This window comes from Polynucleobacter sp. MWH-UH19D (assembly GCF_040409795.1).
Lineage (GTDB): Bacteria > Pseudomonadota > Gammaproteobacteria > Burkholderiales > Burkholderiaceae > Polynucleobacter.
This window is the reverse complement of record NZ_CP099571.1, coordinates 590117-606963: the sequence shown is the minus strand read 5'-3', so window position 1 is coordinate 606963 and position 16847 is coordinate 590117. Positions and strand designations below refer to the sequence as shown.

14 protein-coding genes are annotated in these 16847 nt (G+C 42.5%); 5 read left to right on the top strand and 9 right to left on the bottom strand.

Annotation, left to right across the window (positions count from 1 at the left end; genetic code table 11):
* Window positions 1-122: 122 nt before the first annotated feature.
* A complete protein-coding gene (locus tag NHB34_RS03095) occupies window positions 123-356 on the bottom strand; it encodes a helix-turn-helix transcriptional regulator (protein WP_353428169.1) in 234 nt (77 codons plus the stop codon).
* Window positions 357-436: 80 nt separating this feature from the next.
* Here NHB34_RS03095 and NHB34_RS03090 point away from each other — a divergent pair, with 80 nt between their 5' ends.
* The 3 genes from NHB34_RS03090 (at window position 437) to NHB34_RS03080 (ending at window position 4674) form a co-directional block, all read left to right on the top strand.
* Window positions 437-1378, top strand: coding sequence for a lambda-exonuclease family protein (locus NHB34_RS03090; RefSeq protein ID WP_353428167.1), 942 nt, complete (start codon window positions 437-439; stop codon window positions 1376-1378).
* 29 nt (window positions 1379-1407) lie between these two features.
* Window positions 1408-2103: a recombinase RecT gene (locus tag NHB34_RS03085; RefSeq protein WP_353428164.1), complete on the top strand. Its 696-nt coding sequence runs from the start codon at window positions 1408-1410 to the stop codon at window positions 2101-2103.
* Between the two features lie 153 nt (window positions 2104-2256).
* Window positions 2257-4674, top strand: a complete 2418-nt coding sequence (locus NHB34_RS03080; protein ID WP_353428163.1) for a flagellin — start codon at window positions 2257-2259, stop codon at window positions 4672-4674.
* 14 nt (window positions 4675-4688) lie between these two features.
* Here NHB34_RS03080 and NHB34_RS03075 read toward each other — a convergent pair whose 3' ends face one another.
* The 7 genes from NHB34_RS03075 to NHB34_RS03045 are packed head-to-tail and all read right to left on the bottom strand — an operon-like array spanning window position 4689 to window position 14661.
* Entirely contained in the window at window positions 4689-6827 is a 2139-nt protein-coding gene (locus tag NHB34_RS03075) for a cyclic nucleotide-binding domain-containing protein (RefSeq protein ID WP_353428161.1), read from the bottom strand.
* A gap of 53 nt (window positions 6828-6880) precedes the next feature.
* Window positions 6881-8017, bottom strand: coding sequence for an adenylate/guanylate cyclase domain-containing protein (locus tag NHB34_RS03070; RefSeq protein WP_353428160.1), 1137 nt, complete (start codon window positions 8015-8017; stop codon window positions 6881-6883).
* A 16-nt stretch (window positions 8018-8033) separates the two neighbouring features.
* Window positions 8034-8846: a protein-glutamate O-methyltransferase CheR gene (locus NHB34_RS03065; RefSeq protein WP_353428158.1), complete on the bottom strand. Its 813-nt coding sequence runs from the start codon at window positions 8844-8846 to the stop codon at window positions 8034-8036.
* Window positions 8847-10016, bottom strand: a complete 1170-nt coding sequence (locus NHB34_RS03060; protein ID WP_353428156.1) for a chemotaxis response regulator protein-glutamate methylesterase — start codon at window positions 10014-10016, stop codon at window positions 8847-8849. It abuts the gene before it with no gap.
* A gap of 20 nt (window positions 10017-10036) precedes the next feature.
* A complete protein-coding gene (locus NHB34_RS03055; protein ID WP_353428155.1) occupies window positions 10037-10480 on the bottom strand; it encodes a chemotaxis protein CheW in 444 nt (147 codons plus the stop codon).
* Window positions 10477-12804 (bottom strand): chemotaxis protein CheA, encoded by a 2328-nt coding sequence (locus tag NHB34_RS03050; RefSeq protein ID WP_353428153.1) that lies wholly within the window; start codon window positions 12802-12804, stop codon window positions 10477-10479. The genes NHB34_RS03055 and NHB34_RS03050 overlap by 4 nt, the downstream gene beginning before the upstream one ends.
* 45 nt (window positions 12805-12849) lie before the next feature.
* Entirely contained in the window at window positions 12850-14661 is a 1812-nt protein-coding gene (locus NHB34_RS03045) for a methyl-accepting chemotaxis protein (RefSeq protein ID WP_353428151.1), read from the bottom strand.
* Window positions 14662-14761: 100 nt separating this feature from the next.
* On the opposite strand from NHB34_RS03045, the gene NHB34_RS03040 reads away from it, so the two are divergent.
* Together NHB34_RS03040 and NHB34_RS03035 are read left to right on the top strand one after the other, a co-directional pair.
* Window positions 14762-15643, top strand: coding sequence for a hypothetical protein (locus NHB34_RS03040; RefSeq protein ID WP_353428149.1), 882 nt, complete (start codon window positions 14762-14764; stop codon window positions 15641-15643).
* A 3-nt stretch (window positions 15644-15646) separates the two neighbouring features.
* Complete coding sequence (locus tag NHB34_RS03035; protein WP_353428147.1) at window positions 15647-16204, top strand: cyclic nucleotide-binding domain-containing protein; 558 nt, start codon at window positions 15647-15649, stop codon at window positions 16202-16204.
* Window positions 16205-16413: 209 nt separating this feature from the next.
* Here the strand turns inward: NHB34_RS03035 and NHB34_RS03030 are convergent, their stop codons facing one another.
* A complete protein-coding gene (locus NHB34_RS03030) occupies window positions 16414-16824 on the bottom strand; it encodes a flagellar protein FlaG (RefSeq protein ID WP_353428145.1) in 411 nt (136 codons plus the stop codon).
* Between the last annotated feature and the right edge of the window lie 23 nt (window positions 16825-16847).

Sequence of the window (16847 nt, the reverse complement as noted above, 5' to 3'; positions counted from 1 at the left end):
TCTTTAACGGATGCCCCGCCAAAGTTGTTTAGGATAATTTGTCTTTGTTAGCCAAGAGAGGCTACTGAAACATGCAACTCATTGAATTTATTAATAAATTCTGATTTTGTTTTGCAATCTTACTAAGTTTTCCATCTCACACCCGCCCCACTCTCGGGTGTGCCAATGAATTCAATTCCGGCGTTTTCAAATGCTTTCTGAACGGCCTCAAATGTCTTGATATTTCCAGAGGGAACACCATCCGCGGACTCCAAGCGCATTAATGCAGAAATGCCTACCCCTGCTTCTGTCGAGAGCATGTCCCTAGACCAATCCAACATGGCGCGAGCAGCACGAATCTGGGCGCTTGTAATCAAACTATTTATGTCCTATAATGAACTAAATTAGTTCTTTTTCGAATTAATTATTTATTAAATTGAACAAAAGGAGTTCAAAAATGCTTATTAATCAAGATTTTAGCCCAGATCGCACTAAATATATAGGTGGTTCAGACATTGGCGCCATTCTGGGACTCTCTCGCTTTAGATCGCCTTTAGAGGTCTGGATGGAAAAGACTGGCAAGGAAGCTCGGCAACTAGATTCACTGCCCCTACGCTTTGGATCTTTTGCCGAAGAGTTTGTCGCTTCTGAATATGCCCGCGCTACTGGCTTTGAGCTTTTGCACGATGAATCCATCCATATTCATCCGGAGCACTCTTATATGTGTGCCCATGTTGATCGTTTTGTTCTGGAGGGTGGATCTACTCCTTCTCGAATCTTGGAATGTAAAACAGCCAATCCTTTTACTCTCTTTACTAGTAGTGAATGGGGAGAGGTAGGTTCAGACGAAGTGCCCATGAGTTATCTATGCCAATGTATTTGGTATATGGCTATTACTAACATAGATAGAGTTGATCTAGCCGTTCTATTTGGCAATAGTGATTTTCGGATTTACGAGATCACTAGAGATCAAGAACTGGAAAGAATGGTGATTCAAAAAGCAACTACCTTTTGGCAAGAGCATGTTCTCAAGGATATTCCGCCGCCAGCCATAAGCGAGTCAGACTGTCATGCCCTCTTTGGCAAAGGTGATCCAGGTAAAAGCATTGAAGCCAAAACGGGTACCTTAGAACTTACTAATCGATTACAGCTACTGAATAGCGAAATCGAAGTTCGCGAGGAAGAGATCTCCTCCATCAAGCAAAACATCATGAATCAGATGCAAGAAGCAGAGACACTCACCCACCAAGGAAAGGTTCTGGCCACTTGGAAAGCACCTAAACCGTCATTTAGGTTAGATAGCAAACGCTTAGAACTCGATCATCCAGAGATCACGAGCAACTACAAAGTACAAGTGCAGAACAGTCGGCGCTTGGTAATTAAGTCATTCAATTCTTAAGCAAGCCAACTGAAATCTAGGAGACAACTATGAAAACCGCTACTAGTAAAGCGAATGCTAATAGATCCAGTAAACGTAGTAATGTCTTAAAGGAGTTACTAGAAAAGCAGAAAACCAATCTAATTGAGATTAGTGAAGATCTTCCATTTGAGGCTGATAGCCAAACAGTCAATATTAGAACCGTTCAGTTTGGTGGTGATGAACCGGTCTTGCGAGTGGAGCCCGCGAAAAATATATCTGAGGCTATTGGGATCTTTCATGAACTCATTACAAAAGAGATTGCTAGCGCAGCATCTGCATTAGAGATTAATGAGCTGGAGCTCAAAGCCTGGATTGATTTACAGATTGAGGTGCCAGCAAAGACGATTTTGGCTTTACTGCGAACCATGCAATATTGGCACCTAGATCCCCTTAAAGAAGAAATAGGCTTTGCTCAATATGAAGATGGTAATTGGCAGGTATTTATCAGTATTGATGGATGCTCTAAGTTACTGAATGAACATACTCAATTTAATGGTCTAGTCTTTAATCAGGCAGATACCTTAGTTGAAGGTGTACCTGAATGGATGGAATGCTCAATATATAGACGGGATCGGATTATGCCCATTAGCGTTAGGGAGTATTTTGTAGAGGTACGCAACAGTAATGATATGTGGCAAAAGATGCCCAGAAGGATGCTACGCCATAGGGCATTACAGCAATGTGTGAGGTTGGCGATTGGTTAAATGGGGCCTACGCCAACTAAAAGTCACTTAAGAAAAAGATAAGTCCAGATGACCTGGTCATGAAAACCGTAACTAACCCCAAAATATCACTAAACACATTTCTTGGTTTTGCCGTATCCAGTTTTGGACAAATACATTTTTTAGGCGGGCCAAATGTCAAACACAATCGATCAAGCTTCTTTATATGCGCAGCAAGGCCTCATGGAGGCCCAAAAAGCATTATCGACAACCGTACAAAAACTTTCGACTGGTCAACGAGTTAATGGAGCTCAAGATGATGCTGCCAGCCTAGCAATCTCTCAAAACATGGTGAGTCAACTCAATGCGGTTAACCAATCTGTAGTCAATCTAAACCAAGCAACTAGCCTTTTACAAACTGCCGACACGGGCTTAAGCTCAATCGGAGATATTCTATTGCGCGTAAAACAATTAGCAGTTCAAGGGGGCAATGATGGGCTTAGTAATACCCAAAAGGTTGATATTGCAAAAGAATTAAGCGACCTAAATAATGAGATTAAAAATACCATCAATCGCACAAGTTTTAATAATCAAGCCTTGCTAACCAATTATGGTGTGCTGGATTCAAACTCGGGCATTAAAGCTGGAAGTACTAACATCGGCACACTTGACAACACGATTGTGACAACACTGGCGGTTAATGATGCTCGCCCAGGAATCTATAAGCTTTCTAGTAACGGCCCAGCTTTAACTATGACCAAGACCGACTGGAACGATAACGAACTTGGCTCACAAACCATTACGCTTGGTACTTTAAGTGGCAGCAAAGCGTCCCAAGTTCTTAACTTTGGAGATTTTGGCATTTGGATGCGCCTTGATAGTAGCACTGTTGGCATCAATGGTTTAACAGATAGCGGCGAAGAGATGGCCAAAAATTTAAGCAATATTTTCAAGCCCATTATTGTGCAAGAAGGTCCTACCATTAAATTTGGTGCTGGGCCAAAAAATACCGACCTAATTGCCTATAGTCCAATCAACTTAACCAATACCGCTAAAGCTGATGGTGAAATTGTTGGCGCACCAAACTTAAATGGCATCTCAAATACAAACCCTGCCGCGGTACAAGTTCTTGCTGCCCCTAGCACGCCACAGGGAACTTATAACATCACCATCAATGAATCTGCTGCTGCAACTGAATTTGACCTTACCAACTTTACTTCGGCCAACAATACAGTCGGCATTAATAGCAATTTTTCATTCACAGTAGGCACTAACACCTATAAAGCCAACGGCGACAAAGTGACTGGCGGAGTAACAACCGCTGGCGCAGTTAGTGCTATGACGGGCTACAACGCTGCCGGCTTTAACATTAATTTGAGCAACTTAACCAATTGGATAAATAGCTTAAATGACAACAACGTATCCGCTCGGCTATACCAACCTAGCAGCGGACAATACGCTATCAAAATCAATGGCGGTAAATCTGGCGCCGCAAATGCTGTCTCCTTTCAAGGCATGACTCTGGTGGTAGCCGACAATACTTTGACCGGCACAGATGTGACTGGAACAGTGAATTTACTAAGTGATGGTCGCTTACAAACAACATTCAATTATTCCGTTAAAAGTCCCACCGCAGGCGAGCCTTTGGTTTCTTACACAGGTGGAATTACGGCTTTTGAGGGAGATAATGGACAGTATCTGAGCTACACCGGTGCAGCTGGTCAGGAGTATCTCAATACCAATTACTCTGCAGTAGCTACGGGAGTCAAGCAAGCAGATGGCACGCTCGTGATAAATAACGAACTCACCCCAAATCCCGCTTATGTTCCTTACTACCCTTTTGCTAATGCCTACTCTACACTCTATGACCAAACGCTCGATAGAACCAGTCAATTTTTAGCAAATGGTGTCACACCAAATCCATACTACCAACTCCAAAATCTAGGGGTACGCGATCAACCACCTAGTGCTGCTTATCAATATGGTTCAGCCAATTGGAACGCCAACTTTACCTCGAATTTAGTGTTAAAAAATTCTGTCGCCGGAATTGATATTGCTAGGGATGCTAATCTCACCATCAATGGTCGGCGCATTACGAACGACACCAATATCTTTACCGACACCGCAACTGGTTTAGCGTTTAATATCACAACTAAAACTCAGCCATGGGATGCAACTCAGTCTGCCAAAATAGTCGTGGGAACCCCCGCCGAAGCCCTTGCACTAAACAATTCAAGCTTAGTTGCGTTATCACAATCGATTCAAAACCTCAAAGGATTTAACGCCAATACCTCAAATGAGCTTTGGCGTAGCACCTTTAACTCGATCTCCACTCAATCAGATAAAGCGGTTGATTTCATTGCGAGTGAGCGTGCCATCATCGGATCCCAAATGAATCGGGTAAGTGAAATCAATAGCAACCTTCAATCTCAAAGTGTTAACCTGAAAAAGTCTAAATCGGATTTAATCGACACCAATATGGCAGCAGAAGCTGGCAATCTAGGAAAAGGGTTTATTCGCGAATACTCTGCCACTAAAGCCAATCAGGTTGCCAATGAAATGCCTAGTGTAGTCAGAACACTGATGAAATTATGGGACGATATTAAGTCGTAATTGAATTTGATCGGTCACCTTAGGGATGCAATTAACTTATTAGCCCTAGTTAAGGTACTTGCTAATTTCTTAATAACATACAAATCAAATTTGCCAGCCAATACAGGATTTGATTGTCTTAGTGTGCGTAATGCTTCTCCACTTAGAATGTATACCAAAGAGGGTGAGCTTGCGCGAATTGTTGCAGAGCGAGGTTCACCGCTGTAAAAGGCCATTTCTCCAGACATGGCACCATTGCTTAGCTTGGTAAGACGCATCTCTGTACCATTAACTTCCTTTATGACCTCCAAAAAACCTTCTTTGATGAAATAAATTTCTGAAGAATGATCACCCTCTTTGCATAAATCCTCACCTGCAACAAAGGATTTCAAATCACATAACTCAATTAAGGCGTTCTCTTCAGCCGAGTTATTGAGAAAATCAAAACAACTATGAGCAGTACCGCTGCCCTGATTCACTGCAAGAATTTGCTCTTCAATTGCTTCAACACCCAGATCTAGGGTTGGGTAAAAACCAAATCTTTCAGAGCTAGCTGGATTAGGATACAAAGACCGAACTATTTTTTGATTTTTTTCAGAATAAACAAAATAAAAATTCGCCCCAGAAATTTTCTCCCGCCGCAAAATACGATGAAATACTCCAACGGCTGAGCGGTCAATTCCGAGTATCTCTGAAAAATCCATCAGAATATTCTGAACATCACTTTTTTCAATTTCGTGAAACATCAGCTCTAAATTACTAGCCGATCCAAAAAAAATATAGCCTCGCAGCTTAAAAATCAGCGACTGAGAGCCTTCCCTACAAATCAGCTCGCGATGTCGCTCATGACGAACTACTGAACTCGAAAATATAGATAAATCGGTCTTGAAACTAACTAATGGATTTTTGCTGCAAGCAATTACAAAAGCAATGCAGGCCATCGCGATACCCAAGCCAAAGCCGGCAAGGTATCCAAAATTGGCAACCACAATCAAAATTAAACCAATTTCAACTAACTCGCCACGCTCCAAGACTTTTCGTTGATCCCATACCCAATTCTTGAGCATTGATATACCCAAAAATAAAATCACGCCACCCATTGCAGCTCGCGGAATATATCCCAAAAGGCCACCACCGCCAACTAACATTAAAAGACATAACAAGGCAGCAATGATGGCGGAGATTACTCCGCCATTTCCTATTCGATTCAGCGTTGTTCTACCTGTTGAAATGATCCCCAAAAATCCTCCGAAGAAGGCAGAAATCAATGTAGAGCCCGCGTGCACTTTAAGCGCTTGATTTAAGTTAAATTCTTTCTTATAAGAAAGCTCTAGACTGGCTACAGCCAGAAGAATCGTAATAACACCAACAAACGCAACAACAAACATCGATGGGAGAGCTCGAGCTAATGCTCCAAAATCAATATTCGCAGCATCAATTTGCCAGGATGGAATCCATGCATTGTGAGAGCTAAATGAAAAAAGCCATTTATCAGCCGAACAAATATCGCCAAACACAGCACAATAAGAGCTAGCGATAAATAGATGAACAACGACTGAGAGAAAAATGATGACTAACGGTATTAATACCGCACTAGATATTTTTTTAGAAAAACTTTGCAATAAAAATGCCACGAAAATTCCCACTAGCAACTCTGGTCGATAGGGGTTATCAATAACCCCCTCGACTCCTTTCGCACTCAGGGAGATTTTCGAGATAATCATCAACGCACCGCTACACATTAACCATCCTGTAGAAGCTAATAGTCCAGCCATCACTGAGAAAGGAACAAAGCGAACAAAATTAGCCAAATGCAATCGGGCCACCAAATAAAAGGCGGCGCCGGAAATGCAGGACAATAAAAATATTGCTGTCAGTGTCGTTGCCTGAGTCGCTGCAGGAGAAATGGCGTAGGAGCCCAATACAAATACCATTCCAGCCATAACAGATACCGTGCTCGAATCCGTACCCATGACAAATGTTTTCTCTTTAAAAAAATAACTGCTAATAGAACAAATGAATGCGGTAACTAGCGCAGACGTCATGCCCACGGCGATTAGATTGGGTGCGCCCGCTGAAAATAAGAGAGCACCATGAGAAATAGCGTAAACAATAGAGCTTAAACCCACAATCAATCCGGTGGATACCTGATGAGTGGCGCTCTTAAAGTTCATTGAACTACGAAAATGGAGATCAAAAATTTGAAATGGGTTTTTAATGCTGCACTTTATTTTTTAGAAACCAGTAAGTGAGTCAAAATTTCGCCTAAGCCTTTGCATTCCATCAGACCCCCGTCTTCCAAAATGTAGTCATTTTTAATTGCCTCATAGGTTGCAGGAGATACCTGAACCCTGCCAGGCTGAGAGGTCGACTCCATCCTACTCGCTGTATTAACTGTATTTCCCCACAGGTCATACGAAAACTTAGTAAAGCCAATTACTCCAGCCACAACAGGCCCAGAATTTAAGCCAATTCTCATATTAAGCTCTTTGTCATTTTCTTGATTAAATGCCTTGAGATCCTCAAACATTCCTAAAGCTAGCTCGGCACATAATTGCGCATGATCTGGCCTTGGAATGGGAAGCCCAGCAACTGCCATATAAGCATCACCGATGGTTTTAATTTTCTCCACGCCCAAAGCCTCAGCTCTTTTATCAAAACGAGTAAAAAGATCGTTCAATAGCTTGACCAGATCTGTAGCGCTTGTCTGGGAAGACATTTTGGTAAATCCAACTAGATCACTAAATAAAATTGTGACCTCTGGATAGCTGCCTGAGATATTCTTTTCACCTCGCTTTAATCGCTCAGCAATTGGCCTTGGAAGAATGTTGAGCATTAATTTTTCGGTTTTTAATTGCTCTACTTCAAGTAATTCCTTTTCTTGGTTGAGCATTTCCATATGCTTCTTGTCCAAATCTCGTAAACGCTTTTTTTCAAGAGAAGAAAAAATACGAGCCCGCAGCAAAATAGGGTCAAATGGCTTAGGCAGATAATCTTCTGCACCAATCTCAATACACTTAATGGTCTTATCAAACTGGTCGGCACCTGAGATAACAATAATTGGCAAAGATTTATAAACATCATCAGACTTTAATGATTCAAGAACACCTAAACCATCAAGCTCCGGCATCTCCATGTCCAGTAACATCAAATCGACTGGTTTCGATTTAACGGTTTCAATTGCCTCTAGCCCATCAGCCGCCTCAAGAATATTTTGAAAACCTAGCGTGTTGAGCTCTCGAATCAAAATTCGCCTAAGTGTACGACTGTCATCGACCACGAGAATGCAAAAAGATGCAAATGAAGGATCAATCGTTTTTTCTGCAATTACTTTTGACTCGCTAGTATTGTTATTCTGCTCCATCGCATGTCCTTAATAATTAACTAGATTGATAGTATGAAATTTTTTCCAGCGGAATGGTTTTGAATAACTCATTCATATAGATTGATTCAGAGGCGCCTAAAATTAAAATGCCTTCTTTACCATTTAGCTGGCGATGCATTTTTTCTAAAACCTTATTCTTAGTAGCCTGATTAAAATAAATTAAAACATTGCGCAGCAAAATTAAGTCAAACTTGGGATAAAACGGCCAGCTTGCTACTAAGTTGTGCGGCAAAAAATTCACCATACTGCGTATCGACGAATGAATTTGGTAGCCATCCCCTTGTTCGCGGAAGTATTTTTGCAAATAACGATCGTCTAAGCCACGCTTAACTTCAGACGAGCTATAGATTCCAGCCCTAGCTTTATCTAAGATTGCCTCGGATATGTCCGTAGCTTGAATCAAAATATTCCAATCGTGTAACTCAGGAAAATGCTCACGGATGAGGATGGCAATGCTATAGGCTTCCTGACCAGCTGAGACCGCAGAGCTCCAAATACACAGTGCTTTTTCTTTTCTACGATTGCTAATGAGCATAGGTAATATCTGATTTTTAAGAGCATCAAACACATGCTTGTCACGGAAAAAAGAAGTTTCATTTGTGGTGAGTGCTTCAAAAGCCTGCCAATGCATCGCGCCTAATGGCGTTTGCACAAGCTCTTTTACAAAGGCATAAACTTCAGCATGCCCTCTTTTTTGACTTAATGGCATCAGGCGCGACTCAATTAAATACTGTTTTGTATCATCTAAAGAAATGCCAATATGCTCTTCAAGCATGGCATAAAACTGCGGAAGATATTCTTTGCTCATCTATTTTTGGGGAGTTATTTTTCTTGAGCGAAAAACAATTTCTTCTGATATTTTTTCGATTGGCAGAATCGAATTTGCTAAGCCAGCTTGAACTACCGCACCTGGCATCCCCCAAATGACACTCGTTGCCTCATCCTGGGCAATGACTTGACCACCCTTGACAGCAATCGCCTGACATCCTTTGAGGCCGTCATACCCCATACCTGTGAGAATGACCGCCAATACACCGCCACCGTATACCTCGGCCGCTGCTCTAAATAAGACATCTACTGCAGGGCGACAAGAATTTTCCGGAGGTTCTGTATTTAAATGAATAATTGTTTTAGTGCCAGATCGCTCCAGCGTCATATGAAAGCCGCCAGGAGCTATATAACCATTTCCTGACAGAGCCACCTCGCCTTCCTCAGCCTCCTTTACCGTCATCACACCAGCGGCGCTTAATCGCGCTGCCAGTAGAGCCGTAAATGAAGGTGGCATATGCTGAACGATAAATATCGGCACTGTCAAAGCCGTTGTGATTTGGCTGAACACCTGCATCAGAGCCATAGGACCGCCAGTAGATACACCAATACATACTGCTTGCACCGGTTTAACTGGAATGATTGATTGCAAAGTTCTCGACTCTACAGTCTTAGCTTTAGTGGGCAGAGCATCTACTGCAGAGACGGCTTGCGGCTTGAATTGGGCGCCAAGTGATTTTGTCTGGCTACTATTTATCTCGCGCGCCTCTTCAGTTTCTCTTGCCTGTCTGGATTTAACGCGTTTAGCAAGGCCAATAATTTTTGGTATCAACTCGGTTTCTAAAACCTTAAAAGCCCCATCAACGCTACCAGCAGATGTTGCAGGCTTACCAACGTAATCACTGGCTCCCGCAGTTAAGGCCATTACTGCAGCTTGAGCTCCTTTGTGCGTTAGGGAGCTAAACATAATAATTGGTAAATATTTATTAGTTTTTCGAATTTCACGTAGCGCAGTGAGACCATCCATTTCTGGCATTTCAATGTCTAAGGTCATCACATCAGGGGAATATGTCTTGATAGCTTCGATAGCTTGCAAACCATTGGCGGCAAAGCCAACCACCTCAATTGACGGATCTTTTTGTAAAGCGCTTGCGATGATTTTGCGCATTACCGCAGAATCGTCAACAATCAGAACGCGTACTTTATCCAAAACGACCCAATGAAGAATGCTTAGTGCTGTACCAAAGAAATGCCGGAGACTATTTTTTGCGTATCCAGTATCAGCAGTAATTTATCAGCCAATTTATGAACACCAACAATCAAATCTCTAGCATTAGGATCTAAATTGCTGGGAGTCTCTTCAAAGGTTGCTTCAGTTACCTGAGTAAAATCGCCAACTCGGTCAACCATCAGGGCAAACAAAGATTCCTGGTCTTGAAAAAAGATACTCACCACATCAGGCCCCTCGGCACTTGCCTCAAGACCAAGTCGAACGCGCATATCAATTGCTGTAACGATGTGGCCACGCAAATTAAAAAAACCCGCAACTTCCTTAGGTCCTAATGGGACAGGGGTGACCTCTTGCCCTTTAGTCACCTCAACACCAATGGCAATCGGTATTCCGAAAAAAAGATTGCCGACATAAAAAGTAGCGTAGGCTCCCGAGCGATTCATTTAAGCCCCTGATCCATTGAAAGGGCCCCTTTTGTACTTTCTTCTTCGTGTACAAAAGCAGGGTCATCAAAATTTCCCATACCGCTCAAACTGAGCACTTCTTGAACATTTAAAATACTCATCACCGAATCATTGACAATCACACTGCCCATAATGCCGCGCTGCGGCTGAGAAATCATGACTGCCTGGGTGGGAACGTTCACAATATTATGAACCTTCTTCACAATAAATCCGACTGGCTGACCTTTGTGATAATGAACAATGACTGGAACGGTCTCATCTCCATATAAGCTTTTGTGAGTAGCGCCCTCTACATAATGCGTTAGCGGAATGAGCTTCATGATCTTATTGCCATAGAGCACTACCGCCTCATTGCCACGTCGGTCAATTTTAGAGGCAGCAATCATTTCTAAGCGATCTACCGCGTCAAGCGGCATAACCAATCGCTCTAATCCAAGCAAATCAAATAGCAGCATTTGTTGCTCGTCTGTATTTGCACCAATTGCCGTAGCAATATCTTGCTCAAATTGATTGTCAGCTAATTTAGCGATGATTCCAGAGCGCACTGCAATCGCAGCAATATCAAAAATCAAAGCCACCCGCCCATCCCCTAAAATCGTGCTGCCACTGTAAACAGGAGTTCCCTTTAAGAGTGGACCAACAGATTTGACTACCACCTCTTGCATATACAGCACTTCATCAACCACTATTCCAAAACGAATCCCAGCAGCCTGCACAATCACAATATTTAAAGGCTGATCCAGCGGCGGCAAATGGGCATCAAGCTTGAGCTCATGATTTAAAAACACCAATGGAATAAGCTTATCGCGCAAACGAAATACTGGAACCCCATAAAAATCTTCAACCCCAGGAACACCTTCTTTGGGTTCGTAACGCAGCATTTCAAAAACATTTACCTGAGGAATGGCATAACTGTGTTTTTTACACCGCACAAAAACTGCGGGCATGATTGCCAAAGTCAATGGAATACTTAAACGTAGACGGGTGCCCTGACTTGAAGTAGCAATATCAACATTACCGCCAATCTCTTGGATGTTGGTTCTAACCACATCCATACCAACACCTCGACCAGATAAATTGCTAATTTGGTCTTTAGTTGAAAAACCTGGTAGATAGATAAAATCAATAATTTCGCGCTCGGTAAGCTTTGCTACACGCTCAGCTGTTACAAGGCCCTTTTCAACGGCCTTTTTGGCAACCAGCGGGACATTGATACCAGCTCCATCATCCGCAATCTCAATTACTACCATGCCGTTTTCGTGAAAAGCGCGCAGCTTCACGCTACCTAACTCTGGCTTACCTTTAGCGATACGCTCTGCTGGGGACTCGATACCATGATCCACGCTATTGCGAATAATGTGAACTAAAGGATCTCGAATGCCTTCAAGCAAAGTACGATCAAGCTCAGTTTCAGATCCATTTTGAATTAACTCGACCTTTTTGCCAGTTTCTTGTGCAATATCTCTCACCAACCTTGGGAACTTTGTCCATACTTGGCTAATCGGTTGCATGCGCGTTTTCATCATGCGCTCTTGTAATTCAAGCGTGACGGTATCAATTCTTCTAACGGTATTGTTAAAGGCCATATCGCCGCTTGTCCTAGCGAATGACAACAATCGATTGCGAGCCAAAACCATCTCACTCACTAGATTCATGAGCTTATCTAATAGCTCAACACTGACCTTAATGGGAGCGGCAACTTCTGTTGAACGCTCAGGCTCAGCACCCTCTTTAGCCTCTATTGATTCGGGTGCATCTATTGTGGGGAGCGAACCAAGATCTTGCGAAATTTCCGAAACAATTGATGACTCAACTCTAAACTCTTGCGGCACTTCTTTAGCATCAACCACCGCCTCAACTGCAGGAGGCGGTGATGATGTAATGGCGCTTTGCTTGGTTGACCTTGGAAATTCCTTGTCACCGTCAGTTAAAAATTGAAGCCACTCAATGAGCTCAGAATCATCTCCAGCCAATTCTGTGCGCTGTTTTTGGATATTGGCAACAATTTCGCGCAGTCGATCCGAGGTTCCTAATAGCGCATCTGTAATTTCTTCATTCAAGGCCAACGCACCATCGCGAACTTTGCTCAACAAAGACTCGCCCGCGTGCGCAACTTTTTCTAGGCGATGAAATGCAAAAAACCCACTACTTCCCTTTAGAGTGTGCATTGCCCTAAAAATATTTCCCACCAACTTTTTATCATCTGGATTTTGCTCTAAGGCAACAAAATCCAGATCTAGTTGGTCAAATATCTCCTGAGCTTCTAAAAGAAACTCATCAAGGATCTGATCGTTATTGTCCATATCTCTAAATTAGATATTGACTGTTAATGATTAGCTAGCGAACCGTTAAGCATCAACCTTAAATTTATTGACAAGATTTTGCAGCTCGGTTGCCATTTGAGAAAGTTCACGCGCAGCTTGTTGTGAATTATTCGCACCTTCAGTGGTGTTGCGAGAAACTGTTGAGACAGAATCCACATTTTTAGCAATCTCCACACTTCCCGACGCTGCTTCAGCAACCGTTCTTCCAATCTCATTAGCCGTTGCCGCCTGCTCTTCAACAGCGCTAGCGATAATGCCTGAAATATCATTAATCTTATTAATAATTCCAGAAATAGATGCAATGGAGTCAATCGCACCCTGAACATCATTTTGGATGTTGTTCACTTTCTCGCTAATTTCTTCAGTAGCTTTTGATGTTTGGCCAGCGAGCTCTTTGACTTCATTTGCCACAACGGCAAATCCCTTACCAAGCTCCCCCGCCCTAGCAGCCTCAATGGTGGCATTCAGTGCCAACAGGTTTGTTTGCTCTGCAATGGAAGAGATTACTTTAAGCACGCTACCAATTTCTTGGCTGCTTACACCAAGTTTGCCCATGGTATCGCCTGTAGCACGCGCCTCATTTACGGCTTGGGTTGCAACTGCAGATGCTTCAATTGCATTTGAAGAAATTTCACGAATACTGACACTTAACTCCTCTACACCCGTTGCAACACTCTGCATATTGCTACTCACTTGAGTAGCGGCAGTGGCTGCTGAACCTGCTTGCGCATTAGTCTCTTCAGCATTTGAGCTCATTTGCACGCTAACAGCAGATAACTCTTCTGAGGCGGCAGCTAGGCTGGTTGCATTTTTAGAAATTGCTATAAAGGCATTGCGCGAAGTTTCAATCAATTTGTTAACTTGATTTGAAATTTCTAAGAAAAATCCATCCTTACCTTGCAAGGGCACAGTAGCCGTGAAGTCTCCGCCAGCTGCAGCAGAAATAATTTCTCCAATTTGCTTAGTGGTTTCTTGTGCTCTGCGATTATTTTCACGGTCGGCAATTGCCAATTTTTCAGCCTTTTGCAAACTAATCTGCAACTCAGCTACTGCTTTTGCCATCTGCCCAATCTCATTGGTGTAATCGGTATTCTTAACCTCGGTATCTAATTTTGCAGAAGCCAGGTCAGCTAAGGCATTTTTAAGGTTATTAATTGGCTCATTAATAGACTTGTTTACCAAACTAATCACAAGTATTGAAAATAAAATCATCAGCAATACCAAAACAAGCATCATTAACTCTAATTTGGTAGCCTCTGAATTGGCTGACTCCATTAACTTTTCAGCAGTCTCAAGCCTTGCTGCCACCATTTGTTCGATTGCACCATTTGCTTTATCGAAAAGTTCACGAAACTCCTTGGAGTCAACCATTTTATAGGCAGCGGAGCCGCCACCTTTGCCACTAGCAACGTTCAAAATGTTATCAATGGCAGCTAATGTTTCCTCCACAGACCTGCTAACCTCGCCATCCATTTTTGCTTTTTGTTCGGGTATGACAATAGTTGCTTTTGATTTTTCAAGATTACTGAGTAGATGACTTTTTACTTTGGCAATTTTAGAAATATCCTTTTTTATTGCCTCATCATTTCCAGCAATAGCTCCCAAAACTACTCGATTCGTATAACGGCCAATCTTATTAAGCTCATTTTCAGCGCTAGATATCAAACTAATGCCAATTAAGTTCTTTTCATAAAGCCTTTTGTTGTAGTTGCCAAGATCAACAAGTCCAATGTAAGCGGAAACTGCAATAATCAATGTACAAAAAATGATTAAGGTAAAGCCTATTACCAATTTGGCTCGTAGATTTAATCTGACAAAAGAATTCATTAAGCTCATGTTATGTTGTCCAATAGGAATTATTTTTGTTAAGCCCGCATAAAATCGGTTTAAGCTATGGCTAACTGTCCGTAGATACTAACAAATTTCTTTACCCTTTATGCCCCAATCGCCCCTTAACGAGGCATTAGCCAAACTCAAGATCACGGACTTATCCAGTTCATCGGGGAAACCCTTACTTATCCTTGAGTCCCTGTTTAATTGGTCTCGTAACTATATTGGCAATTTTGAGGATTTTCTAGGAGAACTCCTTAAAACCAGTTTTTGGCAGTTGCAAGATTACTTAAATAATCCCTATCCCGCACTTTGCCTTGGCTTAGCCTCATCGATTGATATCCATAACCGCGCATTGGCACCTTCAGAGCCCGCCTACCACTCACGCAAACACTTTCAAGATGTCTGCACTGCAATGACCGTCTTATTAGCTCAAGAAATTTCAGCAGCGCGCCCAACAAATGACCTATGGCAGATGTCACGTGAGGATGCCTGGCTTTTACTCTTTTGCGCTATTGCCCATGATTTTGGACATACGGGCCTAACCAATACAAGGCCTTGTGAATTGGAAAAAATCAGTATTGAGAAAGCGCGCCTCTTTTTGCGCCAGCACTCAGCCAATCCTGCCTTGCAAAATGATCTTCAATCAACAATAGAGCCGATCATTCTGGCAACCGACCCAGCCGATTTAAATACGCTATTAGCCAAATTTACCGGGCCCAATGCAAACCCCACCAAGACCGACTGCTTGAGTATGCTCATGGTCGAGGCTGACCTACTTGCAAGCACCTTACCGGACTACGGCAAAATTTTGGGCACTTTATTAGGCCAAGAATGGACTAACCACAATCCTAAGGCTGCAGTATCAGTTGCGAGTGATCAAGGGCGCCTAAAATTTTTACAAAATATTCGCTTTGTTAGCCCATATGCCATCATGCTAGGGATGGAAGACATTCGCAAACACTCTATAGAACTACTAAAGGGATAATCCATGTCGGAAAATTCTAAAGAAGCCTCGATTGCGAGCATTCCTTTTTTTAAAAGTCTGCCCGCATCTGACTTAATGGCAATTTTAGGAATCACAACAACTAGAGCGATTGAAGCAGGCGAAACCCTATTTAGCGAAAATGACCCCTCTGATGGTCTTTATATCCTGCTGTCTGGAAAATTACAGGTTTATGTATTCAGTGGATTTGCAGGTGGTCCACCCAAAGTACTAGCAGAGCTCAATCCCGGCCAGTACGTTGGCGAGATGGGTCTTTTAGACGGTCAAAATCGCTCCGCATCAGTAAAGGTGCTTGAGGCTGGAGAAGTGATTTTTATGCCAACCGTAGGATTTGCCGTATTACTTCAAAGCCACCCACATATCGCTAAAGAAGTGGTGAACTCCCTATGCGACATGATTAACAATCAACCTAAACTCATCATCAGATCAGAAAAAGCCACTTATATAAAAAATAAACAGCTTGCGCCCAAGCTATCAAACATGAAAGCGCTATGTGCTATTTTGCGAGAGCATAATAAAAATATTGCTATCAGCGCTAGATGAAGAACCTCATTACTGATTGGTCTTGCTTGTTAAGCACGGGAATAATGACGCATTGAAACTTCATATGATGCAAGATAGTTCTAAAGTTCTTTTAATAAGCACTCAAATTGTTGCGCTCTATTTGTGAATTACAAATACCTTAGAAGCAAATCAAAAAATTACCTATGATGTTCGTGCGTCTTCAGTTTGCGCCCATCAAGTACTGTGCTTTAAGCCTTACGATTTAAAAATAATCCATCGAATTTAGGCAAACTCTGCGCAATTTTTAACAGCTCTGGAGAGGGCATTTGACGAATTACTTCACCTGTTTCTGGATTGGTAACAGTGACTACATGGTATCCAGTATTGCCATCTACGGAGATGCTAATACTACGACCCATTTCATGAACAAAGCTCTCGAGCTCTTGCGCTGCTTTCTCAACAGCAATGCGAGTTGACTGTGCCATCTCATTCACATTAGATGGCTTAATTTCGGTGCTAATTACCCTGGATACAACCTCGGCATCACTTGGAATATTGACCTTAGGAGCGCTAGAAGCAACAGGCGGAGTTGGGGCTGGCAATACGCTACTAGCGAATTGCGCTCCTGCTCCGTTTGCACTGTTGATCGTATTGCTCATTTCTAAGCTTGTTCCTAAATAAA

What these genes read in the sequence shown, in the direction of transcription:
- NHB34_RS03085 (WP_353428164.1), top strand. Translation starts at nt 1,408, where the DNA reads ATGAAAACCGCTACTAGTAAAGCGAATGCTAATAGATCCAGTAAACGT.
- NHB34_RS03040 (WP_353428149.1), top strand. Translation starts at nt 14,762, where the DNA reads ATGCCCCAATCGCCCCTTAACGAGGCATTAGCCAAACTCAAGATCACG.
- NHB34_RS03070 (WP_353428160.1), bottom strand. Translation starts at nt 8,017, where the DNA reads ATGGAGCAGAATAACAATACTAGCGAGTCAAAAGTAATTGCAGAAAAA.
- NHB34_RS03090 (WP_353428167.1), top strand. Translation starts at nt 437, where the DNA reads ATGCTTATTAATCAAGATTTTAGCCCAGATCGCACTAAATATATAGGT.
- NHB34_RS03030 (WP_353428145.1), bottom strand. Translation starts at nt 16,824, where the DNA reads ATGAGCAATACGATCAACAGTGCAAACGGAGCAGGAGCGCAATTCGCT.
- NHB34_RS03080 (WP_353428163.1), top strand. Translation starts at nt 2,257, where the DNA reads ATGTCAAACACAATCGATCAAGCTTCTTTATATGCGCAGCAAGGCCTC.
- NHB34_RS03050 (WP_353428153.1), bottom strand. Translation starts at nt 12,804, where the DNA reads ATGGACAATAACGATCAGATCCTTGATGAGTTTCTTTTAGAAGCTCAG.
- NHB34_RS03045 (WP_353428151.1), bottom strand. Translation starts at nt 14,661, where the DNA reads ATGAGCTTAATGAATTCTTTTGTCAGATTAAATCTACGAGCCAAATTG.
- NHB34_RS03065 (WP_353428158.1), bottom strand. Translation starts at nt 8,846, where the DNA reads ATGAGCAAAGAATATCTTCCGCAGTTTTATGCCATGCTTGAAGAGCAT.
- NHB34_RS03075 (WP_353428161.1), bottom strand. Translation starts at nt 6,827, where the DNA reads ATGAACTTTAAGAGCGCCACTCATCAGGTATCCACCGGATTGATTGTG.
- NHB34_RS03035 (WP_353428147.1), top strand. Translation starts at nt 15,647, where the DNA reads ATGTCGGAAAATTCTAAAGAAGCCTCGATTGCGAGCATTCCTTTTTTT.
- NHB34_RS03055 (WP_353428155.1), bottom strand. Translation starts at nt 10,480, where the DNA reads ATGAATCGCTCGGGAGCCTACGCTACTTTTTATGTCGGCAATCTTTTT.